Source organism: Vibrio sp. SCSIO 43132, assembly GCF_019904195.1.
GTDB classification, from domain to species: domain Bacteria; phylum Pseudomonadota; class Gammaproteobacteria; order Enterobacterales; family Vibrionaceae; genus Vibrio; species Vibrio nigripulchritudo.
In genome coordinates this window covers 700,941-725,262 of sequence record NZ_CP063200.1, presented here as the reverse complement: position 1 = coordinate 725,262, position 24,322 = coordinate 700,941, and the positions used below count along the sequence as shown (strand labels likewise).

The following is a 24,322-nucleotide window of genomic DNA, read 5'->3' as shown; positions in this document are numbered from 1 at the left end:
CATGGAAGTTTTGTCTTTAAAGAATATCTACAAATCCTTTGGTCAGACTGAAGTCCTCAAGGACATCAATTTATCCATTGAGCAGGGCGAGTTCATCGTTTTTGTCGGTCAGTCAGGCTGCGGAAAATCGACGTTATTGCGCTTAATTGCCGGGCTGGAACTGCAATCTTATGGCGACGTGTTCATTGACGGAACAAAGGTCAACGACGTCGCTCCGGGTCAGAGAGGCTTGGCAATGGTCTTTCAGTCATACGCCCTCTACCCTCACATGAACGTTTGGGACAACATGGCATTTGCCTTAAAAACTGCGCGATTACCCAAAGACGCCATCGCCAAAAGGGTCAAAAACGCGGCTGAAATTCTCAAACTGGAGTACCTGCTGGATCGCAAGCCCGCCGCGCTTTCTGGCGGACAACGTCAGCGAGTCGCCATTGGCAGAGCCATAGTACGCGAGCCGAAAATCTTCCTGTTCGATGAACCCCTGAGCAATCTGGACGCAGAGCTTCGGGTGGATATGCGGGTCGAAATTGCAACACTCCACAAAAGGCTGGATGCCACCACCATCTACGTGACCCACGATCAGGTCGAAGCCATGACGCTGGCTGACAAAATCGTAGTCATGAATAACGGTGTGATCGAGCAATTTGGATCGCCGCTGGACGTATACAACAAGCCAAAGAATCGCTTTGTCGCCGGGTTTATCGGCTCTCCGAAAATGAATTTTATTGAAGGCGAAATGAAAGCCGACGGATTCTATTTTCAGGGCGGGCACCTCGATCTTGTCGAAGGAAAGCTGATGGACAAGAAAATGATGATTGGGGTTCGCCCTAAAGACATCGCACTTTCTCTCGAATCCTCTTCCAACGATATCAAAGCTCACGTTACGCACACGGAAATTCTGGGGGGTGAAAGCTATGTTTATTGCAAAGTCAGTACCCACCTCAAACTCGTGGTTGCCGTCGATGGTCAGCACCGCTATCAACCCGATACAGAAGTCTGGCTGGCGCTTAACTGGGATGAGATTCACTGCTTTGATGCCAATGGCAAAAACATTGATGCGCGGACAAACCCATGAGCGGCGATTTTGACAAAGCGCCGATTGGGTATCGGCTCAGGCAGCAAAAGGTGTATGAAGCCTGGCTATACATTTTGCCAATGGCACTGGTGCTGGCGTTTGTGGCACTTTACCCACTACTGAAGAATTTCTACTTTTCTTTCACTGATGCCCAACTTATGGAACCCGAACAGGCTGGCTGGGTCGGGTTTGAAAACTATGCCTTTCTGCTGACCGACTCTGGCTGGTGGAACTCTGTCTGGAATACTTTGTACTTCTCGGTAGTATCCGTCGCATTCGAAACAATATTGGGGTTAGGTATCGCCCTGATACTTAACGCCAACCTCCCCACTAAAGGCATTATGCGTGCTGTTGTGCTGGTTCCGTGGGCAATTCCCACCATTGTGTCTGCCAGAATGTGGGAATGGATGTTCCATGATCAGTATGGTGTGATTAATCAGCTTGCCATGTCGCTGGGCATCATCAGTGAAAAAATCGCCTGGACGGCAGATCCGGAATGGGCAATGACTGCAATCATCTTTGTCGATGTATGGAAAACCACGCCATTTATGACCCTGCTGATTCTGGCGGGGCTTCAGATGCTCCCTAAAGACATTTATGAAGTGGCTAAAGTCGACAATGTTCCCGCCTGGCGCGTTTTCTGGCACATCACTTTGCCACTGCTAAAACCTGCCATCTTGGTTGCTGTAGTGTTCCGCCTGCTTGACGCATTACGGATGTTTGATCTGGCATATGTGCTCACGGGCAGCAGCGAATCCACCATCACCATGTCCATTTTTGCCAGAAAACAGATGGTCGATTTTCAGGACTTAGGGTTTGGCGCTGCGGCTTCAACATTACTGTTTTTTATTGTCGCCCTTGTCACTGTCGGCTACCTCTACGTGTCTCGCAGCAGCCTGACAAGTAAGGAGTCCCGATGAAATACTCCACACAAACAGCACTAAGCCGAGCTTTGTTTTATCTCTTGGTTATCATCATTGCGCTCTACACTTTGTTTCCGTTCTACTGGTCAATCGTGTCTTCATTTAAACAAGGTGCCGACCTGTTCAAAGTGGAGTTCTTTCCTGCCATTCATTGGGATAACTACATCAGCGTGCTCAGCAATGGCACCTTTATCCGAAACATATTTAACTCCCTGTTTGTCGCAACCGCTGTGGTCGTACTTTCGTTAGTGCTGTCTGTTACTGCCGCATACGCGCTTGGGCGAGTTAACTTCAAAGGCAGAACGGCGATGCTGATGGCGATTCTCAGTGTGTCGATGTTTCCGCAGGTGGTGATTCTTTCTGGCTTGCTGGGCATGATCAATCTGCTCGGCTTGTACAACACTCTTTGGGCGCTGATCGTGTCGTACATGATTTTTACCTTGCCGTTTACTGTCTGGGTCATCACCACTTTTATGAAAGAACTGCCACAGGAACTGGAAGACGCGGCACGAATGGATGGTTGTTCTACCATGCGAATCATCACTCATGTTTTCTTTCCGATACTCGCCCCCGCTCTGGTCAGTACCGGATTACTGGCGTTTATCGCGGCATGGAACGAATTTCTGTTTGCGCTTACGTTTGTGCTGAATGACGAAGTGCGCACCGTTCCTGTCGCCATCGCTCTTATTTCAGGAGCCAGCCGCTACGAACTGCCTTTTGGCGCAATCATGGCTGCGTCGGTCATAGTGACGGTTCCTTTAGTTGTTCTGGTACTGATTTTTCAACGCAAGATAGTGTCTGGTTTAACCGCAGGTGCCATCAAAGGATAAATGATGAATATTACTCATTTGAAAACCCATCAAGATGTCTCCACTTATGTAGCCCGCCAGCTAACCGCGCAGGTTCAGCTAAACCCAGCGTGTCGAATTATTCTGGCATCCGGCGGCACTCCTTCCGACGCCTATCAGATTGCGGCAGAACAACTTCTGTATACCGATACATCCCGAGTCACCATCATCAAACTGGACGAATGGGTTGGCTTGCCTGAAGGCAATGGCAGCAGTTGCGAATATCAACTGCAACGGGAAGTGATTCGACCTTGGGGAATTGAGCCTCACCACTATCTCTCACTTGATGGATCAGCAAGCCCGATTGAAGATGAAGCCAAAAGAGTAAGGGAACGTTTGGCGGACATGCCCTCCTCCTCACTGTGCATCCTGGGTCTGGGGCTGAATGGGCACATTGGCTTTCTTGAACCTTCGCATTCCTTGCCCCACAGAACTTCAGTGGTTGAACTGCACCCGATGTCGAAGAAGCACCCAATGGTGAACAATCAATATGATGTGGAGTTTGGAATCACAATTGGCGTGGGCGACATAATGGAGTGTGACAAAGTGATTTTGGTCGTGACGGGAAAACACAAACAGCAAATCCTAAACAAACTTCTCGACAGCGACATCACAACCCTACTCCCCGCCAGCCTGCTAAAGCTGCACCCAAATGTAGAGATCGTCGCCGATGACGAGGCGCTTTTGTTGGATTGATTGCAAGAAGCTTAACCTAATCATTTGATCATGATTAACGGCTATCAAGATACCTGCATTAAACTTTGGTTATTCAGCGTTCAATCGCTACTTGTCACTAGTTTTCGCCTTAATAATATACGCTAGGCATAGAGCTATGGAAAAAACAAATGAACAGGTCATAACCAAATATAATTCTAAATCGGCTATTTGCTCACCATTTTTGGCTCCAAAAAAGTTTACTAACTTAATAGCTTGATCCTCAGATAAGCTGGGAAAAAACTGAGGATATCTCAACCAAATAAATGAGAAAAATAAAGTAGAAATTACGACAAGAATCAGCTTTACTGCGATGGCTTTCATTTCACAATCACTCTTCCATAGGTCTCTAACCCGACGCCAGGTACCTTAATTGTGGACGTATTTTTTAGTCGTGCCCTGATAGTTGCGAAGTCACTCTGATGCTCAACAACAATACAACCTTTGCTGACGCCAAGAGGACCTTTAGGGTGTAATCGAAATTGTCCTCGCTTGATATTTACACAGATGGTTTCATCATCCATTTTGCTGTCAGCTGCGTAGAGAGCAAACCATTGATCTTTTCCAGAAAAATAGTCACGCAACGGGCCAAGGGTTCCTCCCGATTGCCTATCAAAAATATAGTACGTCCCTACTGGAATTGGACCACTCCCAACGATACATTGAGCCGTTTTGTCGTTTCTGTTTGTCCCTTCACCAGAGAATGCAGGATAAGACGAAGCGCCACATTTCAATTCAGAAAGCTCTTCACCATTCAGTTCAAATGTAAACTCAAGCATTAATAAACTCACATACTAGTAAAAAAGCCAAGTCTACTTCTTTCTCTACTAGGTTTAAGCCTGATATCAAGCATATGCGATCAGATGCAAACAAACTGCACCAAAAACATAATATCGTAGGCTAATGTGATCTTTAAATACGCCAGCGAGTACAAATGCGAAACTATAGGCATAGTACTAAACTTTAGTTCACGGTAGCTAACCAGTTAACTTTAGGGTACGTAATGACATATGTAACTTTTGCTTTTGTTTTTGTATTTTTGGCGTTTGTAATAAGAGCTTTTTCTTTTAGAAAGAAATCAACTAAGTGTGCAATTGACGCATTAAAAGCAACCGTCAATACGTTACCCGAAGAATCCACACCATCCAAGCGAGTTATGGTTTATACCCGTGATCATTGAAGGTGCTTGATTTTCTTCGAATAGAGGATCATGCTAGCAGCTATGAAAATTACTCTGACCAATCAACAGAAGCAAGAACTCAAAAAACAACATAGCACGACTCGTGATGGACGAGTTCGTGACCGTATAAAAGCAGTTATCCACGCGAGTAATGGTTGGAGTCCCGAGGAAATTGCTGATGCACTTCTTATTCATGAATCCACTGTTCGACAACATATCAAAGATTACCTGCAATCGAACAAGCTCAAGCCTGAAAATGGTGGAAGCCAAAGTAAGCTTTCTGCTACTCAAACAATGAACCTAATCGAGCATTTGACTGAGAAAACCTATTCTCACACACATCAAATTGTCGCCTACGTTAAAGAGGCATTTGGGCTTGATTACACGGTTTCGGGTATGAACAAATGGCTTCACCACAATGGTTTTAGCTACAAGCAACCGAAAGGCGTTCCACACAAGTTTGATGAAGCAAAGCAGCTTGCATTCATAGAGGCTTATGAAGCGCTAAAGGCAAGATGTGGCAAGAGTGAATCAATAGTCTTTATCGATGCCGTTCACCCAACACTATCCACAAAAATATCTCATGGCTGGATACGAGCTGGTCAGGATAAAGTGATTGAAACAACGGGTAATCGTAGCCGATTGAACATGATTGGTGCACTGAACCTTTCGGATATTGGGGCAACCATTGTCCACGATTATGAGCGCATTAACAGTGAATCGATTGTTCGTTTTTTCTGTCAGTTAAGAGAGAGCTATCCGTTAACCCATAAGCTTCATATCATCTTAGATGGTGCGGGATATCACCGAAGTGACTTAGTCAAAGATGCGGCGTTTGTCTTGAATATTGAACTGCATTATCTTCCGCCTTACAGTCCAAACCTCAACCCAATAGAGCGGCTATGGAAAGTGATGAATGAGAAGTCGAGGAACAACGTTTACTTCAAACGAAAACGGGACTTCAAGGCGGCGATAGACCAATTTTTTGCAGTGACTCTTCCAGAGATCGCAGGCTCTTTGGCATCTCGAATTAATGACAATTTTCAGGTTCTCAAGCCTGCATCTTCAAGTTGATTCGGTATATAGGCTTACCAGCAAGTACCAAGAGCTGAGTCATAGAATTCCAAGTAATGACATTCGCGACTATGCCGAAAAAATGCTTATGATCCAGAAGCCTCAACCTGAGCACATAGCTATGCTCTTGTTAATGAGTGTGAGCACTGATTTTAAACACGAGCAAAATTCAGCAAACGTAGATGCATATGCAGACATCGCCAAATGGTGTGAGGCCGCATACGATCACTTGGCAACAGCAGACAGAGTAGATCATGAAACATATAAGTAACCAAATTTCATCGGACTAAAGCAAACGTCAATTCGTACAAAAATCACTCACAGTCTCACCTATGTTGATAGCCGCTTTGTTTTGTGTGAATTACACTCAAAGGTCACTCAGAACTGTTTGAGGACTTAACTATGAACATGGAAGTTTGGGTTGCCTTTGTTACCGTCGTGTTTGTCTTTGCCATTATTCCGGGACCAACAGTGATCTTAGTTGTTGGGCAGGCATTGGCGCATGGTCGAAAATCGGTGACACCATTGGTTTTAGGTGTGTTGTTAGGAGACCTGACGGCGATGACGCTTTCGTTGATTGGTCTTGGAGCTGTTCTGGCGACGTCCGCGAGTTTGTTTCTCGTGTTGAAATGGTTAGGTGTCGGCTACTTGATCTACCTTGGTATTAAAGCGTGGCGCGAAGCTCCGCAAACAGACATCACTCTTAAAGGATCCGGTCTTTCAAGTTTTGGATTATTTCGATCCTCTTTTCTGGTTACTGCTTTTAACCCTAAAGGTATTGTTTTCTTTGTGGCATTTTTGCCCCAATTTGTTTCATCAGCTTCACCTGCGTTACCTCAGTTACTGATATTAATGGTCACGTTTCTCGGTGTTATTTCCATTACGATCAGCTGTTTTGCCTATTTTTCCGGAATCATCAGTCACAAAATGCAAAGCTATCGATCCAGAGTCGTACTCAATAAAGTGGGAGGAGGAGCCATGGTGGGCGCTGGGCTTTTAACATCGACCATACAGAGAAGCTGACCACAGATAACCTGACTTCGGGCTAACAAATTTTCTACACAAAAGGCAAGATTTCACGAATATGAAACACTTGTCTATAAACTAGAAAAAAGCGTTCAACTTACATAAAGATCAGCATGTTATACAGTTAAGCTCAAATATCTTAGCCATTACATTCACACAATCAATAAATGGTAGATATTGAAAGGAGTCTTCATGTTGATAGAAATAACTCGTCAGTTTGCAGCAAAACGTAAAACTACTCTGACCGGAATTGCGATTGCTTCGGCTTTGGCTGTTTTCCCTGCGGCTGCCAATCAATTGCCCCCGTTTCCCGATCACTTAAATCCGATACACTTTCAAACAAAAATCATGCTCGGTGACTTGAGAGCGTATTTGAAAGGCATCGATTACGGGTCGAAAGGAGATAATGCCTGGGAGCAGCCTTCAGCTCAGGATCTTGCGACGTTTAAATCGGCATTTCAGGCGTTGATGGACGGCAACACATCCGCAGCCTCTAACTTGGTTTCTCCACTCGATTACGATGTGATTGAATACCACGACTCGGTTACTGGGAAGCTGTTTTATGTGTTGCAGGAAAAATACCCATTGAGTGATTCTCGCTCTAACGGCGGGGGGACCTACGTTTATGACCCAAGTGGCGTCAGCGCAGTTTTGCAGGCACCACACCCCAGACACGACCTGTTTACCGCCACTCAGTCCATTGATGACTTTTTCTACACCAGCAGTAAATATCTGATGCTGGCGGGTACACACCGAAACAGCAATACCACACTCAGCCAGTGCACCAACGGCAATTACAAAGAGAGCGACGTTGCCCACCAAACATCGTCGTATTTTCAGTCTGTGCATGAAAGCATTGATGAATTTGCGACACCTAACACCGTCTTTATCCAGTACCACGGTTTTGGCTCTACCACCCTGAAAAAGCTGCAAAAGCAGTGTGGCACCACCAGCAGTAAGATGCTCAATATCAGTGAAGGGGTGCGATACGCCACCAGTGACAACAGCTCGAGCTTTATGCATGCATTGCGTCGTCAGGTGGAAAGTGAAAACCTGATTGAAGCCTGTATTTATGGGAACGACACAACCAGCTTAGGCGGCACCTGGAACGTGCAGGGGCGTTTCACCAACCACTCTTCAAACGCTTGCCACACTAATGCCAGCAGTTCGCAGAAACGTTTTGTTCATCTGGAACAAAGCTACAGCGTGAGGAAGTACAACCGCGACGACATGTCCCGTTACCTAAAAAACGCTATGGATGAGTACTTCACAACCCACTGTGACAATTGCATGTAAAGGAATCCTTTAATCATTATTTGGCTCTTTATACTCATGGGTCGAATGCAAAAAAATCCCCCGAAAAAATTCGGGGGATGACAAAGGCTAAGAGTACATTGTGGAGCGGACGACTCTCTCGCCATAAAGTCCAAACAAAGATAGTTTTTCCCGTTCTGTGCCTACCTATCGGTAGCTACTGATGCGCCCCCAGACTGAGTTAGTTCCCCAGATACCCTGACGGTAACATTCGAGCTGAACCAACTGGCTGTGATCCACAAACAGGTTCACGTCGATGCCGTAGTTCTTGATGTACCACTCAAACACTTTCGGGTCGGCGGCTTCAAACATCAGGTTCTCTAACCCAACCTGATTGATGAACTGTGCCGGTACATCTACACGCCACGGATCCGCATTTTCTGTGATGCCTTCAGATTCGATCATGATGATGTAAGCCCCAGCATCCAGGAAGCGTTTAGCTTGCTCTACCGCAAAGCCCGTATCCTGTATACCTTCACTTTCAAGACCCGCCTGCTCGGTGTCGCCACCTGCACCAAACTGAATGCCTATTTCAGGCTTGGCTTTCAGCCCCGCTTTCTGGACATCTTCAATCACTCGCTGCCAGTCTTCAGTCGGCAAGGAGATAAAACCTGTTGAGATTTCGATAATGTCAAAGCCCAGCTCTTTGGTGTCCTGCACATAATTCTGTACGGCATCACGACCATAGCGAATCACATATTCAATGAAGCCGCCCGTAGAAACCTGCACCCCATAATCGTGGGCTAGATCGTTAATCTCACGGATTTTTTTCGGATTCATAAAGGTGAACGACCCACCGGCAAACTTAATCGAATCCACATAGTTGCCTGAGGCTTCTAAGATGTCTTTGAAATAATTCAGACCAAAGTTGGAATAGTACGCTGCGCGTATTTCAGTTAACCCTACTGTGCGCGGTTTTTCAGGTCGTTTATTGCGCTGGAGAAAGTTAAATCCAACATCATGGGTTTTAATATCAGTCATGTTTAAGTTCCTTCTTGTATCAGTCCGCAACGCGGCGGACTTGAGCCAACAGTTGTGTTAATTCAGAGATGGAGAAGTCTTCTAATGAAGAGACGACTTCAAAAATATTTTGTCTTAGCTGCGAGTCAGCAAACGGGGATGCCAGGCTGTCGAATTTTTCTCTAATGAACCCCCAGCTTGCAGGGCGAGTGTGGAAACCCTCGTAGTCGACTTTTGCAACATCGAACTGAGTGCCATCGTCTAAGGTGATGCGGACTGAGATGGCTTCTTGTGCCGGGAACCTTGCGCTGTAGTCTGGGTTTTCACTCACATGCACTTTTTGCAGCAGCTCCTGAACGTCCGGTTTTTCGATTCTTTCTGGCTTGTACTGAGCAGGCAGTACCTGTCCATCCAATATGGCGACCGCCATCATATACGGCAGGCTGTGGTCGGCTTCTTCCTTGGTTCGAATCAGCTTTTTGCCGCCCTCTTCACCACCACCAATAATGTGATAAGCCACATCAAACGTTTCTAACTCAATTGAACGGATTCGGGATGGGTCGATGTTATGCTCGTTTCGCCACTCAATCAGACCTTCAAGGGTCGACTGAGAGTGAATTTCGGCGTTGTATTTCTTGATAATGGTATCGGTGACTTTTTCAAGATTCTCATCAGCCCAGTGAATTTGGAAATCTCCGGCAATTGCATCGATAAACCCTTTGTTGCCTTCAAAGACTTCTTCCGGACCGGTGATACCGCGCATCGCCAGAAATGCTGAGTGAGTAGAAGTCCACCCCGTAGAGGGGAACGCAAGCCCTTTCCAGTTCGAAAGGTTGCCTGTTCGGGTAACGCGAAGTGCGTTGTACGCGGTCGCTGAAATGCTGACTGCATTCGCGATTTGTTCCGCATTCAGGTTCAATGCTTTTGCAGCGCCAGCAGCGGCTGCCGTATGACCCCTGAACGGTATGATCGAAACCTTTATGGCGGACAGGCGCGACATCCGACAGACGGCATTGAACCTGATAAGCCACACCAAGCGCCGTCAGGAAATCGCGACCATGCCCTTTCGCGTACTCCGTGGCTGCCAGCACACTTCCGATGTTGTCAGAAGGGTGACAGGTTTCTTTTTTAGCCAGATAACTGTCGTTGTAGTCCAGATAGCGAACCAAGGCGGAGTTGTAGAGTACCGCTCGATCGGGGGAGGTTTTTCCTCCTCCAATAAGCGTGACCAGAGGCGCTCCGCCAAACTCGTCAATTTGTTCTTTAATTCTTCGGATGGGTGCACCTTCCAGTGCCCCGATAGCACAGCCTAAACTGTCTAATAGACGTATTTTTAACTCGCGTTTCGCATCGTCGGAAAGCTGGTCAAAGCTTGCATTTTCAACGTATGAGGCGAGTTCATTCACTAAAGCCATAGGTATTCTCCTTAAACTCGATTCCTTTCGGTCACCAAGCATGAAGCAGAACATCAAAGCTCGCTAAATCCCTTTAGCTATAGAGCTCATAGCTAAAGGCTATAAATAACTAACCAATTCTTTTTTGTGCATTTATTAAACAAAACAGTTGACCTCGAAGAAAAAATGCATAGACTCAAATGATAATAATTATCAATTGCATTTGATTTATGAACGTGTCACAACTGAAATACATCGTCTCTGTTGACTCTGAACGTAACTTTGCCAGAGCCGCGAAACTGTGCCACGTAGCCCAGCCCACACTGAGCAAAGAGATTCAGAAGCTGGAACACAAATTGGATGTGATGATCTTTGACCGGACAAGAACACCCGTCGTCCCCACGCGAAAAGGCGTAAAGCTTATTGAGCAGGCAAGGTGTATCTTAAAAGAGGTTTCCCGATTCCAGATTTTGGCAGAATCCGAACAAAATGACCTTTCAGGCGAATGTATATTAGGAATCTGCCCGAGTATTGCACCTTACTTGCTGCCGTTATTTCTTCCGGATTTTGGCAATACTCACCCCAAACTCAATATCCACATCCGTGAAATGCCTGTGGATGCAATAACTCAGGCATTACTTAATGAGGATATTGATGCGGCTATCTGTTGTCTTCCAGAAAAGGAAAACGCGTTTTATCAGTTTAAGGTAGGCGACGAACCCTATGTCGCCTATGTTTCTGAAGACAACCCTCTATTTGGCGAAGCCAGTGTCGACATGAATATTGCCATTAAACATGGGCTTCATCTGGCGTCTGATGTTATTGAACAAATCGGCTCTCAGCTTGGGTCTTGTAACCCTTTGATGAACATGGACACCGCGAACCTGATCATGGAATCCGGTTCCCTCGAAACCATGCGACGATTTGTAGAATTGGGCAAAGGCATCACATTGATTCCCCGCCTCGCCTCCCTTTACATGGGGCAACGCCGTCGCCGCTACGTCAGAGATGTACTTCAACCCCTTCCCAAACGGAAAATTGTTCTGGCAACCCGACGTGGATTCCAGAAACGTGATGTCCTCTCCAGCCTCAACAAGAGTGTGAGACAAGCCTTTGAGTTAGGCATGAAGCAAACAGACCAACTCGACCTGTTTCCAAAGAGAGTCGTGAATAGCTAACCTTAGCGAGTTCGTGTTAGACTCCGCGCCATTCTGACGCGTTAATGTTGTTGACGTGTGCTTCAACTCAATTGGATTTTCACATGCCATTTTCCAAACTCGGTCTTAGCCGCCCTATCACCCAAGCCATTTCTGAATTGGGATACGAGACGCCAACCCCTATTCAGGAACAAGCCATTCCGGTGGCGTTAAAGGGTAAAAACATCATTGCAGCGGCACAAACGGGCAGTGGTAAAACCGCCAGTTTTGTCCTGCCGATTTTGGAAACACTGAGCCAGTCTGAAACTCAAAAGAAAAAGCGTTTTCGTGCGCTGATTCTTGCACCTACCCGCGAGCTGGCGGTTCAGGTAGACAAAAGCATCAAAGCGTACGCGAAACACCTTAACCTTAAATCGCTGGCGATCTACGGCGGTGTGGATGACAGTCCGCAAAAGAAAAAGCTGATTGAGGGCATCGACATTCTGGTGGCAACACCGGGTCGTTTATTGGATCTATACACCCAGCGTGCGGTGCGATTCGACGAAGTAGAGATATTGGTTCTGGATGAAGCCGATAAAATGCTCGACATGGGTTTTATCGAAGACATCAATAAGATTGTCGAGCGATTGCCTGAAGATGTGCAAAACCTGCTGTTCTCTGCCACTTTATCGCGCAAGGTTCGTGAGCTGGCTAAGACTGCGGTGCCTGATCCGGTTGAAATTTCGCTTCACCTGCAAAATGCGGAGAAGCCTAAGATTGACCAATGGTTGGTTACCGTTGATAAAGACAAGAAATCCGCCCTGCTTAGCCATTTGATCACGGAAAATAACTGGGATCAGACGCTGATCTTCATAGAGACCAAACACGGCGCAGCCAAACTGGTCACGCAGCTGGAAAAACGCGGCATCAAAGCTGAAGCCTTCCACAGTGGACGAAGCCAGGGAGCACGCGCCCAATTACTGGAAGATTTTAAAGCTGGCAAACTGAAATACCTGGTGGCAACAGGGGTTGCAGCGCGTGGTATCGACATCGCCGAGCTAAACCGCGTTGTGAACTACGATTTACCGTTCCCGCCAGACGAATACGTTCACCGCATTGGTCGTACGGGTCGTGCAGGCAAGTCTGGCGAAGCCATTTCTTTTGTCTCGAAAGACAACTTCAAAAACCTTTGCATGATTGAAAGCCTGATTGGCGAATTGATTGTCCGTAAAGAGGTTGAAGGGTTTCAGCCAAAGAAAGAAGTGCCGATTTCTATCTTGAATTACGTGCCAAAGAATCGCCGTAATTCAAAAGATGGCGATGACCAAAAGAAGAGTAACCGAAGACCGCGCCGTAAACCGGCGAACAAGTCTTAACGCCTACTTCGCTATTCAATTACGCAATCCAATACCTTCTCTAATCTCTGCCACTGTGCTTCTTGCAGTGGCAGACCAAAGCGCAGTGCATTTTTCTCATCGCATAACCTAACCAACACCCCTTGCTCGGCTAGTCTTTCAAACAGTTCTGGTGCACGATCATTCATGGCGGTGTAAAACAGAGTGTGTCCGTCAACGCTGTCAAAATACCGGGCGAGTAGCGATTTCATGCGCTTTCCCATTTCAAGCAATCGGGTTCGGTTTTCGGCTTGCCACTCCAAATCCAAAAGCGCCTTTTTTGCCGCAAACCGAGCCGGGTTAGAGACAGCCCAAGGTCCCAGTAATTCATGCACAGAGCGGATTTTTGATTCGCTCGCAAACAGAAACCCAACCCTAAGCCCCGCTAATCCAAAAAACTTGCCAAGGGAGCGAAACACCATAAGGTTATCTGGCACACTTTGCGGGTAAAAGCGCAGTATGGATTGCTCCTGAGTGATGTCCATGAAAGCTTCGTCAACAATCAGAGTTGAGTTATCTGGCATGTCTGCAAGCCAATGCTTTAGCGTTTCAGAACAGAACTTAATGGTACTTGGATTATTGGGGTTGATGACCACCAACACGTCTGCACTTTTTATCTGAAGCCTTGTTGGTTCATTGCGGTAAAACTCGATGCTAACTCGACCTGCCTTTTCGAGCTGTTGCCATGCATGTTGATGTTCTTTGTACCCCACTGCGGGCAACAGCACGGTGAGCGGCTCTGATTTAGGGTGATTAGCAACAAGAACCTGAGGCACGGTCTGAATACCCGCCTGACTCCCGGCAATGGGCAGACAAGACATAGAACCATAATATGCTTGCGCAGCTTCCAGCAGCCCATCCTGTTCTTCTGGCAGCCTGTTCCAGATGACATTGGGAATGTCACCCACAGGATAGGTAAAGGGGCTTATCCCAGTTGAAAGGTCAAGCCATTCTTCGGAAGGAATGCCATATTTATCTGCCATTTCCAGCAGCTTTCCACCGTGATGAATCAAAATAGCACTCCTACTGCACTTACAGCCAACATCAAACCACACCACAGTAAGCTAGTTCGGACGATAAGCCTGCACGCTCTTGGGATATCTTCCGCTGTGGCTCTGTCCCCTTCGCCCATAAAGATCTTATCCTGAAGCTTGCCATGATAAACCGCAGGACCACCAATCGTAATGTTGAGTGCACCAGCCCCAGCAGTCATCACAGGACCACCATTAGGGCTAGAACAAGCCGAAGCTTGCTGTTTCCAGCAGCGAAGTGCGATTGACGTGTTTCCTAAAAGGGCATAGCTCAGGGCGGTTAAACGGGCAGGAATGTATCCCATCGCATCATCCAGCCTTGCAGCCACAAAACCAAATTCTTTATAACGCGGATTTTTGTAGCCCCACATGGCATCAAGGGTGTTGGCGGCACGGAACAAAACGGCACCAGGTGCGCCTAATATTGCGAACCAGAACAATGCGCCATACACCGCATCATTGCCATTCTCAAGAACAGATTCGACGGTTGCCGAGGTGATTTGATATTCCGTCATCTCGCTAGTTTCTCGGCTGACAATCCAGCCTACTTTTTCTCTTGCCCCTTCCATATCACCGTGTTTTAAAGGCTGGAAGATCCAATCTGCATGCTGAATCAGGCTTTTTTGTCCGACACATACATAAAGAGTCACGACATTCAAAGCAAACAAGGCGTAACCTGAAACATTGGTCAGCCATACAGACAATGCCCCTATAATCAGCACCAAGGGCAGTACCATAATGTGCAAGGCCAGTAACCCAGAAGCTCGTGAAGCCCCGTCTTGGTTAAGTTTGTGTTCCACCCAGTTCGCTGCATTTCCGAAACCTATCAAAGGGTGGAATTTTTTCGGCTCACCTAACCACGCATCCAATAGCAACGCCAGACAAATGGAAAATGGAACGCTCAACAATAGGCTAATTAGCCACTCCATCATTGCACGCCTCCGTTTTCAGCATTTTCTTTCTCTCGGACAAAAAAGCTCTCTCCATTTTTTGGGATTTCAAATGCAGCTTGGTGGGAATAGTGCTTTAGGTAAGTACCTATCCATTCACCGTGACCAACCACCACTGTAGGGTAAGAGCTTTTTCTTCTGGTGATATCTGACATAACAGATTGAATTCTATCTAGATACTGGCTGCCTGATTCAATAGCTTGGTGAAATGAAGATGGGGGTAAATCGCCTATCAGTTTGCCCTGAAACTCACCGTAGTTTCGTTCTCGCAGTCTTTTATCGACCACAAGATATCCGTTGATTTCATTCGCAATGATTCGAGCCGATGCCATGGCTCTGCCGAGGTCGCTGGTATAAATCGCTATCGGTGACTGGCATTGAAGTGCTTGAAGCTTAACCGCTGCGCTTCGAATCTGATTGCGACCTTTAGCCGTTAGCTTACTGTCGAACCAGCCCTGCATGATCTTTGCCCGGTTCCATTCTGTTTCACCATGGCGAATCAAGATTAATTTTGAAGAAAAAACGGAGTCAGGAACAGGCATTAAATCAAACAAGTAGAAAATTTACAGTGTAAAAGAGGCTATCGGCTGAGCCCATAAATAGCAAGGGATTACACCCTATATGGACATCTTATATTTCTTACAAAATTGGCTTAGCCCGCGAGGGGTAAACTGTATCGCACGAGAATCCAGGTCTCGAATTGCCCATTCCTTCGATAGCGCATCGTCTAATATCCATTGCCCGAGTTTACCCGCCATATGGCTGCGCCTTTCACTCCAGTCCAGGCAGGCTTTGCAGGTGGGACGTCGGCTTTTGAATTGAGTGTGGTCAAAACCCATTTTCTGGAAATAAGCATGACCGTTATCGGTGAGAGTCGCTTCGTCGGCGTTTTCTATGACCCATCCCTGCTCTACCAGGTTATCAAACAGCTGAACACCCAGCTCTCCCGCAAGATGATCATAACAAACGCGCGAACGTCTCAATCGCTCATCATTGGGCCCCGTTGAAATGGCTTGCCCCAATGCCGCCGTAATATTGAGAAGCTGTTCCAGCAACTCTGCAATTCTTTGGTCTTTAAGTTGGAAGTATTTATGCCTGCCCTGTTTTCGCACCACCAGCAACCTGCCTTCCACCAATTTCATCAAATGGCTGCTAGCAGTTTGTGAAGTAACATCCGCCTCCAAAGCCAGTTCTGTAGCGGTAAGGGCTTTTCCTCCCATCAACGCCATCAGCATTTTTGAGCGTGCGTTGTCACCAATCAAACTGGCGATATAAGCAATGTCCGGTTCCATTTGGAAATTCTACCTCTGGTTAAGTTGAAGCTAATAGGTGGTTGAGATTAGGGTCTGTTGAACTAAGAGGTTACACCAAAATGGGCACCTTTAGTTCGATGAGCATCGAAGCATGGAATATCTGGGCACTTAGACTGTTGGAAAAGCAGTAAGGAGACCAAAACCATGACCATCACATGTTTTATTGAATACCGAATCGACCCATTTAAAGTCAGCCTGTTTGAACAATACGCGGAGAACTGGAGCAAAATCATACCCGAATGCGGTGGCGACTTGCTCGGTTATTTTGTCCCACACGAGGGCACCAACTATTGTGCTTACGGGCTCATCAGTTTCCCCTCTTTGTCAGAATATGAAGCCTACAGAAAAAGGCTGAAAGAATCAGAACAGGGAAAATCCAACTTCAATTTCGCGAAGGATCAGCAGTTCATCATCGAGGAAAAACGGACGTTTCTAAAAGTGGTGTCTTCCACCTATAAACAGGCTCCAAACTCTCAGGGAGGTGCTGTGTGATTGCCGTCATTTTTGAGGTAGAGCCCAGAGCAAGCGGCACCGATGAGTATTTTGATATCGCAAGCCAGTTAAAAGAAGATCTGGTTACCATAGACGGCTTTATTTCCGTGGAACGCTTTCAAAGTCTGGTCTCACCCAATAAGTTTTTATCTTTGTCGTTCTGGCGGGATGAACAAGCCGTTAAAAGGTGGCGAACACAGGTTTCACATCGCGTGGCTCAGGAGAAAGGAAGAACCGAACTGTTTTCTCAATACCGCTTAAGGGTTGCCGATGTGATAAGAGATTACGGTTTGAATCAGCGTGAACAAGTGCCAGCGGACAATCTCGATTCACACAACTAGCATTTCATCGTGAGTCGGGTATAAGATTGATTATTGTCTGATTTTCTCAATGTGAATTATGAACCGATTGGCGCACCTTAATGGGATTCGTGCGTTTGAAGCCACGGCAAGGCATCTGAGTTTTCCCCAAGCCGCAAATGAACTGAACGTTACCCCTGCCGCTGTGGGTCAGCAGGTTAAACAACTGGAAGAATGGCTGGGTGTCCAGCTATTCATCCGTTCCAATTCCGGTCAATCCCGTCTAAAACTGACTGAAGAAGCCAAACTGGCTTACCCAGATATCCAGCAGGGATTCAGCAGTATTTTAAGTGGTTTGGGCAAGCTCAACAGCGACATATTCGATAACACGCTGCGTGTGGCTGTGAGCCCATCGATTGGCTCAAAGTGGCTCATGCCGAGAATTGCTGACTTCCAAGCTCAATTTCCAGAATACGATTTAAGAGTGGAAACCCACATAAAGCCGGTTGACTACACCAGTGAAGGCATTGATGTGGGGATTCGATACGGTCGTGGTGAATGGGAAAACGTGCAAAGCGACAAACTGATGGATGAGGCGATTTTCCCGGTCTGCTCCCCTGAGTTTGCTGCGCAACATAATTTATCTTCCTCGACTTCAGTCGATTGGTCTGCCTTGCCTCTTCTTCACGACTTATCCGTACCCGAGAGCCAGGAATACCCAGGCTGGCAAGAATGGTTCACCAGAAACAACATCCCGTCGACCACCTCCACCAGCGGGCTGAAGGTCAATAGCTTTTCTGAAGTGATTGAAGCCGCCATTCGTGGACAAGGGCTTGCTCTAGATAGAGAAGCATTGGTTATGAAAGATTTGGAAGAGGCCAAGCTGATTCGCCCATTTGGAGATACCAGTTACTGTTCTTCCTACAGTTATTACGTGGTTTCGCCGATTAAACAATGCAACAAAGCCAAGGCGAAAGACTTTCACGTTTGGCTAATAACTCAGATATAAGTGTAATTACGATGCGAGGCTTGGGCGCTTAGCCATTCTTTCTCGCCACTCTATAAGGTGGTGATACTCAGTAGGAATGACTACGCTGGCAAAGTCCGCAAAAGCGAGTCCGTAAAACAAGGTAATGTCTGCCATTGAAAACGCCTCTCCTGCAACATAAGTAGACTTAGACAGCACTTCGTTAAAGTAACGCATACCTTCTGTCGCCACTGCGTGCTGTTTCTTCCCCCATTCAGGGCAAGGGTTGACTTCAAGATCCGGCCCTAATCCCTCTGTTCCATGGTGAAACCATGCCCCCACCGCATCCATGACCATAGACTCTGCACGGCGCTGCATCATGTGAATTCGACCTCGCTCGATCGCGCTGCTGCCTGTAAGCGATGGTCCGTCAAAGTGGTGATCAATGTATTCGGTAATCGCCGTCGATTCCGAAAGATATTCCCCTTCTGCGGTTTTCATAACAGGAACCGTCCCTAAGGGATTCTTGGCGTAAAAACTTTCAGTTCGGTGTTCTTTATTCATCACATCCACTTCAACAAAGGTGACGGCTGATAAGGCATTTTTCTCTGCTAGTGCAGCACGAATTCGAGCTGGGTTTGGAAAACCAGTGGTTTCATAAACGGTGATTTCATTTTCTTTAGACATAATGATCCCTCACAGATCGTTGTGATAATGATTGATTTAAGTTTTTATGGGGTTGGGAGAACTAACTTCTAACGAAGCCTATCCCGATTTTGCGGTACAGGGTTGCACCGTTTTTGGAGCGTATATTGATGGACTGTTTCGGTTTTACTCTTGCCCACGAACGTGTATCCAAATGTTCGTCGTTAAGCTGAATACTGCCATCCAATACAAAAAATTCCGTCGAGGCATCAAACTGCTGCTCAGGAAAAACGGAACCAGCAGGTAATCGAATCAATTGTGTGTCTTCATATTCTGATAGCCACAACTGAAGCGACGCGATTCCGTTGTCTTCTTTTCGCCACTTAGCCTGGGTGGTGTCTAGCACGAAAGAAGTTTGGTTCTCGGATTCGGGCATTTGCCCCAGTTTCACGAAGATTTCGCAGCCATCTTTGGAGTGAGGTCTGTGTATCGACGTTACTGGGTTGCGAACGTAAACGCCTTTTGGATAATCGCCGTTCTCGTCAGAAAAGACGCCGCTTAGCGTAATGAATTCTTCCCCACCTGCGTGAACATGCGACTCAAAGTAGCTCTCTGGCTGATAGCGCACCACTGATGTCGCTCGCTTAACAACTTCGCCCCCCAGTCTTTCAAACATAATTCTTTCTACACCGACCATGGGTGTTGGGGCAAACTGCTGCGACTGTGTCGGGACACTGACCGTCTTCTCGAAATCGACATTAAATTCCAGATGCGGCTGAGCTGCCGTTTTTGATTTGCTTTCCATACTCGTTTTGCCTTTGTATTCGGTAATGAGTTCACTATAGGAACTTCAAATCCGGCTGACGAATCATAAATTCTTAGCTGGCGATAAAGAATTTCTTTATCGGTGTAATGCCTGCTCTTTTAACCACTCTAGAAACAACGTGACTTTTTTAGGCGTGTTGTCTGGTTCATTTACCGCGTAATGCTTCTGTTTGCACGGGACTTCTGTCCCTTCAAACGGAGCGACCAGGGAGCCAGAATCAAGCATCGACTGAACCAGATGCTTTCTGCCCATAGCCACACCTGAGTGATGCATTGCCGCAAATAGCGCAAGATCGGAGCGATCAAACGACATACTCGACTGCGAAGAAGGGCTTAAATGAACTTGATTGGCACTTGCCCATTCTTCCCATTCACTTCGACCAGAATCGATATCCCACGCCTGATCATCATGGAGCAAGGTTACTCGCTCAAGATTTTGGGGGTGATTAAACAGATCGTTCTGATCCGCATATTCTGGTGAGCAAACCGGGAATACGGATTCTGAGAGAATGTCAGTGCACTGGAGATTACCCGGCTTCTTGTCGTCGAAGTAAATGGCAACATCAATGCCATATCCTTTGAGATGGATGGTTTCATTTCCCGTCAGGATCTTTATCTCAATCGCAGGATAACGCTGGTTGAAGTCTTTCAGTCTCGGCACTAACCAGCATTGGGCAAAAGACGGTCTGGAATACACTGTGAGCGTGCCAGATATGTCACCCACTTTGATATCCAGCAGCTCTTGATTAAGGGCAAACAGAGTGCTTCGAACGGATTGATACATTCGCTCTCCCTCTTCTGTCAGGGAGATTTTTCGGCTAACTCGGTGAAAAAGCGCTATACCCAGCTCCTCTTCCAGCTTGGTCATTTTATGGGAAACGGCGCTCGGGGTAACAGACAGCTCTTTTGCCGCTAGAGAGAAAGAACCATGTCTGGCGGCAGCTTCAAACGTATGCAGCTTAGATAGCTGCGTACTGCTCAGAGTCTGTTGCTTGGAAAATCGGTCTTGTTTGGTGTACACATATCGCTCCATGAAATGCCTGTCATTCCATTATGAAGCTAACACAAAATTCGTTGATTGGTTTATCAGCACACTGGAATGAATGCCTCTGAAGCTTCTGACATCCTACTTCAACGGGAGCAATGCAAAAAATACCGTGCTTGAGATCGCCACCAGCCAAAACACAAAGAATGATTTTATCGCTGAGACGTCATTGATATCAGATATCCAACGATGAAAAGCAAAAACGTAGATGTACATACCATATACACCGATAACAGACATGATCAGTTCAAAACCACTAAGAGCCTCTCTAACACTAGGTTTTAGCTTAGAAAGATCCTCAACCACAATGGACGGCAAAATACACAGCATCACCAAACCATACGAGTAAAAGGCAGCGCTCATGGTTGCCCAGAAATTCAAAGGTCTTTTTTCAAAGAAACACAAGGCGTGGTAAAAAACGAAACAAATAGCGGCAATGATAATAATGGAGAACAGAATCATTAAGTCCTGCTCTATAAAACTCAGAGAAGACTGATCTTTTAGCACCAGCGAAGGCACGACAAAAAGCAATACAATCGCCTCTGCGAAATAGATGATGGACCGTTTTACGCTTTCTGAAGAACCATCAATATAGTCAGAAAAGTCATGAGGGTGACGGAACATTTGATAGGTCGCGGATATGACGACCAAATATTTGGTCAGAATTGTTCGAAGAATTTCCAGCAGTTGCCGACTGTGATGGGTCTTTTCCATGTCGTCTCCATCGATGAAAGTTTTTAGGAAAACGCTCAACAACTTGCGTGTCATCCGTTTAACCTTACCTTTCGCCGACAAAGCATTCCAAGCTGAATAGGTTTCAAATACCTTTCGTTTCATATTTGGGACGTAAATAGTGGCGTAATCATGCTCGGTCTGACGACCGAGCATGTTGAATCAGAAACTCATTTTTTATGATGATTTCTAATTTGGCAGAGGAGTGTACGTCCACGGATCTTTAGTAAAGAGCCACTTTTGCCAAACATCTTTAATTTCACATCCAGCGATATAAGTTACTCCATACTCATTCGCCCAGTACAATCCTCCTCTTCGCGAACCTAAACAGTAACCCTCGTTAGCACTGGTACGAATATGTTTGTCTTTCGTCCGGAAAAATGTAGCAAAGGCACCGCTACAGTTCGTGTCAAAAAACGTCTCTGTTGAAGATATGTCGTAGTTTAAGCATTTACCTGTTTTATCCTTAATCTGTATTCTTGTGCCTATACCATCAGAACCAAATTGCGAATCTGCCGTAGGATCAATTGCATTTATAACAAGTTCTGCGGAATAGCCTGCTCTATAGGGTTGAGCTAAAGCACAGGCATACATCCACGCGTAACCCGCATTTAAGGTAGGGTGCGGCTCGGTAACACTGGTAGGGTGATCGAAAATACAGACTGGTCCATCCCCCCAGATTTGACCGCCAGGTTCTCCATCCCATGCAAGGATTGCCACATTAGCTTGGGGACCACCATAATTTTGGGTATTTCTTAACCCCAAATTCTCCAACTCATTGATTGTTTTCGTAGGTGCATCCGTTGTAATTACTGAGAAATGTTGACTTTTCTGACCAAAAAGAAACGTTCTGTCGCCTCGTCTGTCGTCGGTGTCACTTACGCCTTCAAAAGTAGCGTACCTTTCAGACAATTGATAACAACATGTGCCGTTACTATCGTAAAACGCTTTATTTCTCGGGATGTCTTTCGGGATAGGACCAGGACCGTTGTAGTCCGGTATCGCATTGAAATTACCAAGAGCGACTTTTGCATCATGAGCAGTTTGTACCAAGTTACTCAGCAAGCCTTTTGGCTGTTTTAGGTTAATTTCAGCCATTTTGTCTCTGGTTATCCAAGCCTGCAATGAGTCAGAAATATTCCAGCCTTTGTCCTGAAACTCCTGAAGCATATTGGTAGTGTAGATAGGCATCACCATAGGTTGGACAGCGATGTTATGTTGATTAAGGTCTTGAACAAACTCATTAGGGAAAGGGTACATCGTCGCTTTGATCTTAAATATCGTGATATCCGATGCTTTAATGCCCGCTCCGTAATCTCTTGTATCTTCATCGATCAATTTAGCAATAGCGATGGCGCTCTCTTTAGACTTGATATCAAAGACTAATACCGTGCTCATTCGCTGCTCATAATAGTAATCGTAGACTTCTTTTATCGACACCACCTTCTCTGCGGTAACACTGTTCCTATCAGGGCTTAGCAGCTTCAGATTCTTGATGGTTGCCCACGGTAGATCCCCAGATTTAGGATTGGTGCCGGTATTTTTCTCTGGGATAAACTTTGGACCTCCTAATACTTCATAAGCATTTGTTGTTCTCCCCAGAGTAAAGTCGTGCATCAAAAATGGAACATTGTCTTGTGTTTTCCTTACGTCTAGCTCCACCGCTTCGATACACTTACGGTCAGCAGCTTTTAGGGCAGACAAACTGTTTTCCGGCAGGCTATTCGTTTTGTCTCCAGCCCATAACCCTCGATGAGCAACAACTATCGGTTTATGCGTTGTGCCTACCGTTTCTTTCAAAGCCTGAGTGACCAGTTTTGGGTTGAAACACCCAGCGTAAGCGGTGTTAGCCAGACCCAATATCACAGCAGCAGCTATCCATTTCCATTTACGATCAAGCATGATGACCTCCTAGTATTAATTGAATTGCAATACATGCTCGTTTTTAGAACGCTATTTCAATAACGCTAAAATCAGCCTACTCGGAATGTTTCACCCTTATTGCGCAAAATATCACATTTATAAAATACCAATACTTAAGTTGATATTTATAAAGTTATAAATAGAAATAGCGAGAATTAATTGAGGTTTGTTGCTCCAAAAGGCGCCTGAAAATCAGCTTTCAACTGGAATAGAAATGCAAAATCGACATGCTCGACCTAGCCGAACATGCATTAGATCAGAGCTATATGGATTTGTTTGGTGCTTTTGTAAGGGTCTGAATTTGTTACTTAAGGCAACGATTGGTAGGTTTAATCACTCTGTGTATTGATGAGAACGAGTGATAAATGAGAAGGCGCGATAAACGCGCCCATGGGTATTCTTCTTTCAAACAAGAGAATGACTCTATGACTCTGAATCCGGCTTTCTTGCCACGATAAATACCGAATCCTTCTCAGGTTGCCATTCATATTCAATTGAGAACCCGGTATTAAGCAGGATTGTGCACAGTTCATCTTTGGTGAAACGGTTGACGTATGGTGCAAGATTTAAACGTTGCATGGCAGGAATGACGAGTTGCCAAAGCATATTTAACTGTCCAATTAACGCCGTACTGGAAACAAAAATGCCATTGGGTTTGAGCAGCTCATAAACTCGCTTTACCTCGTCTTCCAGATTCTCCATTAAGTGCATCACATTTAAACCCAATACCGCATCGAAGCTTGCTGGCTGAAGACCAGTGCTGGCAAGTGTTCCTTCTTTGAACTCTATATTTTCTACGTCGGCTTGTTGCGCTTTGTCTCTGGCAATTTCCAGCATCGTCTCGGCAATATCTATCGCTAAGATATGATTGACGAAAGGTGCGTGAGTAATCGCGGTTGTCCCCGTACCACAACCGAACTCTAAAACATTCCAGTCTTTGTCGAAGTAGTCTTGCGTAATCGCCAGTTTCTTCTGATAAACCGCTTCATCTCTTACTTTGCGCTTAGCGTATTTAGGGGCACTTTTATTCCAGAAATCTTTTGCATTTTTCATAAACCGTCC

Annotated in this window: 25 protein-coding genes and 1 pseudogene; 12 read left to right on the top strand and 14 right to left on the bottom strand. The window is 46.0% G+C overall.

Translation table 11 applies throughout. From position 1 onward, the window contains the following. Window position 1 precedes the first annotated feature (1 nt). From INR79_RS21390 to INR79_RS21375, 4 genes are read left to right on the top strand one after another with little or no spacing between them, the layout of a single operon-like run. Complete coding sequence (locus INR79_RS21390; protein WP_223099757.1) at window positions 2–1,075, top strand: ABC transporter ATP-binding protein; 1,074 nt, start codon at window positions 2–4, stop codon at window positions 1,073–1,075. Next, window positions 1,072–1,995, top strand: coding sequence for a carbohydrate ABC transporter permease (locus tag INR79_RS21385; RefSeq protein WP_004406957.1), 924 nt, complete (start codon window positions 1,072–1,074; stop codon window positions 1,993–1,995). The genes INR79_RS21390 and INR79_RS21385 overlap by 4 nt, the downstream gene beginning before the upstream one ends. After that, window positions 1,992–2,828 carry a carbohydrate ABC transporter permease gene (locus INR79_RS21380; RefSeq protein ID WP_004406955.1) on the top strand — a complete coding sequence of 279 codons (837 nt, stop codon included), beginning with the start codon at window positions 1,992–1,994 and terminating at the stop codon, window positions 2,826–2,828. The genes INR79_RS21385 and INR79_RS21380 overlap by 4 nt, the downstream gene beginning before the upstream one ends. Continuing rightward, entirely contained in the window at window positions 2,829–3,542 is a 714-nt protein-coding gene (locus INR79_RS21375) for a 6-phosphogluconolactonase (RefSeq protein WP_223099755.1), read from the top strand. 338 nt (window positions 3,543–3,880) lie between these two features. On the opposite strand, the gene INR79_RS21370 is transcribed toward INR79_RS21375, so the two are convergent. After that, window positions 3,881–4,339: a DUF2778 domain-containing protein gene (locus INR79_RS21370; RefSeq protein WP_022612665.1), complete on the bottom strand. Its 459-nt coding sequence runs from the start codon at window positions 4,337–4,339 to the stop codon at window positions 3,881–3,883. Window positions 4,340–4,782: 443 nt separating this feature from the next. Between INR79_RS21370 and INR79_RS21365 the strand changes: the two genes are divergently transcribed. The 3 genes from INR79_RS21365 to INR79_RS21355 all read left to right on the top strand — a co-directional run bounded on the left by INR79_RS21365 (window position 4,783) and on the right by INR79_RS21355 (window position 8,136). Beyond that, complete coding sequence (locus tag INR79_RS21365; RefSeq protein WP_223100227.1) at window positions 4,783–5,814, top strand: IS630 family transposase; 1,032 nt, start codon at window positions 4,783–4,785, stop codon at window positions 5,812–5,814. Window positions 5,815–6,216: 402 nt separating this feature from the next. Next, a complete protein-coding gene (locus INR79_RS21360) occupies window positions 6,217–6,837 on the top strand; it encodes a LysE family translocator (RefSeq protein WP_223099753.1) in 621 nt (206 codons plus the stop codon). A gap of 195 nt (window positions 6,838–7,032) precedes the next feature. Further along, entirely contained in the window at window positions 7,033–8,136 is a 1,104-nt protein-coding gene (locus INR79_RS21355; protein WP_223099751.1) for a hypothetical protein, read from the top strand. Between the two features lie 165 nt (window positions 8,137–8,301). Here INR79_RS21355 and INR79_RS21350 read toward each other — a convergent pair whose 3' ends face one another. The 3 genes and pseudogenes from INR79_RS21350 to INR79_RS28155 all read right to left on the bottom strand — a co-directional run. Further along, window positions 8,302–9,135 carry a phosphosulfolactate synthase gene (locus INR79_RS21350; RefSeq protein WP_223099749.1) on the bottom strand — a complete coding sequence of 278 codons (834 nt, stop codon included), beginning with the start codon at window positions 9,133–9,135 and terminating at the stop codon, window positions 8,302–8,304. Between the two features lie 19 nt (window positions 9,136–9,154). Then, window positions 9,155–10,114, bottom strand: coding sequence for an MmgE/PrpD family protein (locus INR79_RS21345; RefSeq protein WP_262415458.1), 960 nt, complete (start codon window positions 10,112–10,114; stop codon window positions 9,155–9,157). A gap of 16 nt (window positions 10,115–10,130) precedes the next feature. Beyond that, a pseudogene (locus INR79_RS28155) lies at window positions 10,131–10,529 on the bottom strand (MmgE/PrpD family protein); the annotation flags it as partial. Window positions 10,530–10,738: 209 nt separating this feature from the next. Here INR79_RS28155 and INR79_RS21340 point away from each other — a divergent pair. Both INR79_RS21340 and INR79_RS21335 read left to right on the top strand, forming a co-directional pair. Continuing rightward, window positions 10,739–11,686 carry a LysR substrate-binding domain-containing protein gene (locus INR79_RS21340; protein WP_223099747.1) on the top strand — a complete coding sequence of 316 codons (948 nt, stop codon included), beginning with the start codon at window positions 10,739–10,741 and terminating at the stop codon, window positions 11,684–11,686. A gap of 83 nt (window positions 11,687–11,769) precedes the next feature. Then, complete coding sequence (locus INR79_RS21335) at window positions 11,770–13,020, top strand: DEAD/DEAH box helicase (protein ID WP_223099745.1); 1,251 nt, start codon at window positions 11,770–11,772, stop codon at window positions 13,018–13,020. A gap of 11 nt (window positions 13,021–13,031) precedes the next feature. On the opposite strand, the gene INR79_RS21330 is transcribed toward INR79_RS21335, so the two are convergent. The 4 genes from INR79_RS21330 to INR79_RS21315 form a co-directional block, all read right to left on the bottom strand. Continuing rightward, window positions 13,032–14,051 (bottom strand): threonine-phosphate decarboxylase, encoded by a 1,020-nt coding sequence (locus INR79_RS21330; protein WP_223099743.1) that lies wholly within the window; start codon window positions 14,049–14,051, stop codon window positions 13,032–13,034. Continuing rightward, window positions 14,048–15,001, bottom strand: coding sequence for an adenosylcobinamide-phosphate synthase CbiB (cbiB, locus tag INR79_RS21325; RefSeq protein WP_262415457.1), 954 nt, complete (start codon window positions 14,999–15,001; stop codon window positions 14,048–14,050). The genes INR79_RS21330 and cbiB overlap by 4 nt, the downstream gene beginning before the upstream one ends. Next, window positions 14,998–15,561, bottom strand: coding sequence for a histidine phosphatase family protein (locus INR79_RS21320; RefSeq protein WP_262415476.1), 564 nt, complete (start codon window positions 15,559–15,561; stop codon window positions 14,998–15,000). Before INR79_RS21320 ends, cbiB begins: the two co-directional genes overlap by 4 nt. Window positions 15,562–15,636: 75 nt before the next feature. Continuing rightward, a complete protein-coding gene (locus INR79_RS21315) occupies window positions 15,637–16,311 on the bottom strand; it encodes an ArsR/SmtB family transcription factor (RefSeq protein ID WP_223099739.1) in 675 nt (224 codons plus the stop codon). A gap of 165 nt (window positions 16,312–16,476) precedes the next feature. On the opposite strand from INR79_RS21315, the gene INR79_RS21310 reads away from it, so the two are divergent. From INR79_RS21310 to INR79_RS21300, 3 genes are read left to right on the top strand one after another with little or no spacing between them, the layout of a single operon-like run. Next, the gene (locus INR79_RS21310; RefSeq protein WP_223099737.1) at window positions 16,477–16,824 is read left to right on the top strand and encodes an NIPSNAP family protein; all 348 of its coding nucleotides are present in this window, start codon (window positions 16,477–16,479) and stop codon (window positions 16,822–16,824) included. Further along, the gene (locus INR79_RS21305; protein WP_022612675.1) at window positions 16,821–17,165 is read left to right on the top strand and encodes an antibiotic biosynthesis monooxygenase family protein; all 345 of its coding nucleotides are present in this window, start codon (window positions 16,821–16,823) and stop codon (window positions 17,163–17,165) included. The genes INR79_RS21310 and INR79_RS21305 overlap by 4 nt, the downstream gene beginning before the upstream one ends. Before the next feature lie 58 nt (window positions 17,166–17,223). Further along, window positions 17,224–18,132, top strand: coding sequence for a LysR substrate-binding domain-containing protein (locus INR79_RS21300; RefSeq protein WP_223099735.1), 909 nt, complete (start codon window positions 17,224–17,226; stop codon window positions 18,130–18,132). Between the two features lie 6 nt (window positions 18,133–18,138). On the opposite strand, the gene INR79_RS21295 is transcribed toward INR79_RS21300, so the two are convergent. From INR79_RS21295 to INR79_RS21270, 6 genes are all read right to left on the bottom strand, one after another. Next, window positions 18,139–18,777, bottom strand: a complete 639-nt coding sequence (locus tag INR79_RS21295; RefSeq protein WP_223099733.1) for a glutathione S-transferase family protein — start codon at window positions 18,775–18,777, stop codon at window positions 18,139–18,141. A gap of 61 nt (window positions 18,778–18,838) precedes the next feature. After that, complete coding sequence (locus INR79_RS21290; RefSeq protein WP_223099731.1) at window positions 18,839–19,540, bottom strand: cupin domain-containing protein; 702 nt, start codon at window positions 19,538–19,540, stop codon at window positions 18,839–18,841. A gap of 96 nt (window positions 19,541–19,636) precedes the next feature. Continuing rightward, window positions 19,637–20,581 (bottom strand): DNA-binding transcriptional regulator DsdC, encoded by a 945-nt coding sequence (dsdC, locus tag INR79_RS21285; RefSeq protein ID WP_223099729.1) that lies wholly within the window; start codon window positions 20,579–20,581, stop codon window positions 19,637–19,639. Window positions 20,582–20,686: 105 nt separating this feature from the next. Beyond that, window positions 20,687–21,319, bottom strand: coding sequence for a hypothetical protein (locus tag INR79_RS21280; protein WP_223099727.1), 633 nt, complete (start codon window positions 21,317–21,319; stop codon window positions 20,687–20,689). 207 nt (window positions 21,320–21,526) lie between these two features. Further along, on the bottom strand, window positions 21,527–23,239 hold the full coding sequence (locus INR79_RS21275; protein ID WP_223099725.1) for a glycerophosphodiester phosphodiesterase family protein: 1,713 nt from the start codon (window positions 23,237–23,239) through the stop codon (window positions 21,527–21,529). A gap of 444 nt (window positions 23,240–23,683) precedes the next feature. Further along, on the bottom strand, window positions 23,684–24,313 hold the full coding sequence (locus INR79_RS21270; protein ID WP_223099723.1) for a class I SAM-dependent methyltransferase: 630 nt from the start codon (window positions 24,311–24,313) through the stop codon (window positions 23,684–23,686). Window positions 24,314–24,322 lie beyond the last annotated feature (9 nt).

Bases quoted from the DNA above. Each gene is read 5' to 3' on its own strand.
- INR79_RS21390 (WP_223099757.1), top strand. From the start codon at position 2: ATGGAAGTTTTGTCTTTAAAGAATATCTACAAATCCTTTGGTCAGACT.
- INR79_RS21385 (WP_004406957.1), top strand. From the start codon at position 1,072: ATGAGCGGCGATTTTGACAAAGCGCCGATTGGGTATCGGCTCAGGCAG.
- INR79_RS21380 (WP_004406955.1), top strand. From the start codon at position 1,992: ATGAAATACTCCACACAAACAGCACTAAGCCGAGCTTTGTTTTATCTC.
- INR79_RS21375 (WP_223099755.1), top strand. From the start codon at position 2,829: ATGATGAATATTACTCATTTGAAAACCCATCAAGATGTCTCCACTTAT.
- INR79_RS21370 (WP_022612665.1), bottom strand. From the start codon at position 4,339: ATGCTTGAGTTTACATTTGAACTGAATGGTGAAGAGCTTTCTGAATTG.
- INR79_RS21365 (WP_223100227.1), top strand. From the start codon at position 4,783: ATGAAAATTACTCTGACCAATCAACAGAAGCAAGAACTCAAAAAACAA.
- INR79_RS21360 (WP_223099753.1), top strand. From the start codon at position 6,217: ATGAACATGGAAGTTTGGGTTGCCTTTGTTACCGTCGTGTTTGTCTTT.
- INR79_RS21355 (WP_223099751.1), top strand. From the start codon at position 7,033: ATGTTGATAGAAATAACTCGTCAGTTTGCAGCAAAACGTAAAACTACT.
- INR79_RS21350 (WP_223099749.1), bottom strand. From the start codon at position 9,135: ATGACTGATATTAAAACCCATGATGTTGGATTTAACTTTCTCCAGCGC.
- INR79_RS21345 (WP_262415458.1), bottom strand. From the start codon at position 10,114: ATGTCGCGCCTGTCCGCCATAAAGGTTTCGATCATACCGTTCAGGGGT.
- INR79_RS21340 (WP_223099747.1), top strand. From the start codon at position 10,739: ATGAACGTGTCACAACTGAAATACATCGTCTCTGTTGACTCTGAACGT.
- INR79_RS21335 (WP_223099745.1), top strand. From the start codon at position 11,770: ATGCCATTTTCCAAACTCGGTCTTAGCCGCCCTATCACCCAAGCCATT.
- cbiB (WP_262415457.1), bottom strand. From the start codon at position 15,001: ATGATGGAGTGGCTAATTAGCCTATTGTTGAGCGTTCCATTTTCCATT.
- INR79_RS21320 (WP_262415476.1), bottom strand. From the start codon at position 15,561: ATGCCTGTTCCTGACTCCGTTTTTTCTTCAAAATTAATCTTGATTCGC.
- INR79_RS21315 (WP_223099739.1), bottom strand. From the start codon at position 16,311: ATGGAACCGGACATTGCTTATATCGCCAGTTTGATTGGTGACAACGCA.
- INR79_RS21310 (WP_223099737.1), top strand. From the start codon at position 16,477: ATGACCATCACATGTTTTATTGAATACCGAATCGACCCATTTAAAGTC.
- INR79_RS21300 (WP_223099735.1), top strand. From the start codon at position 17,224: ATGAACCGATTGGCGCACCTTAATGGGATTCGTGCGTTTGAAGCCACG.
- INR79_RS21295 (WP_223099733.1), bottom strand. From the start codon at position 18,777: ATGTCTAAAGAAAATGAAATCACCGTTTATGAAACCACTGGTTTTCCA.
- INR79_RS21290 (WP_223099731.1), bottom strand. From the start codon at position 19,540: ATGGAAAGCAAATCAAAAACGGCAGCTCAGCCGCATCTGGAATTTAAT.
- INR79_RS21280 (WP_223099727.1), bottom strand. From the start codon at position 21,319: ATGGAAAAGACCCATCACAGTCGGCAACTGCTGGAAATTCTTCGAACA.
- INR79_RS21275 (WP_223099725.1), bottom strand. From the start codon at position 23,239: ATGCTTGATCGTAAATGGAAATGGATAGCTGCTGCTGTGATATTGGGT.
- INR79_RS21270 (WP_223099723.1), bottom strand. From the start codon at position 24,313: ATGAAAAATGCAAAAGATTTCTGGAATAAAAGTGCCCCTAAATACGCT.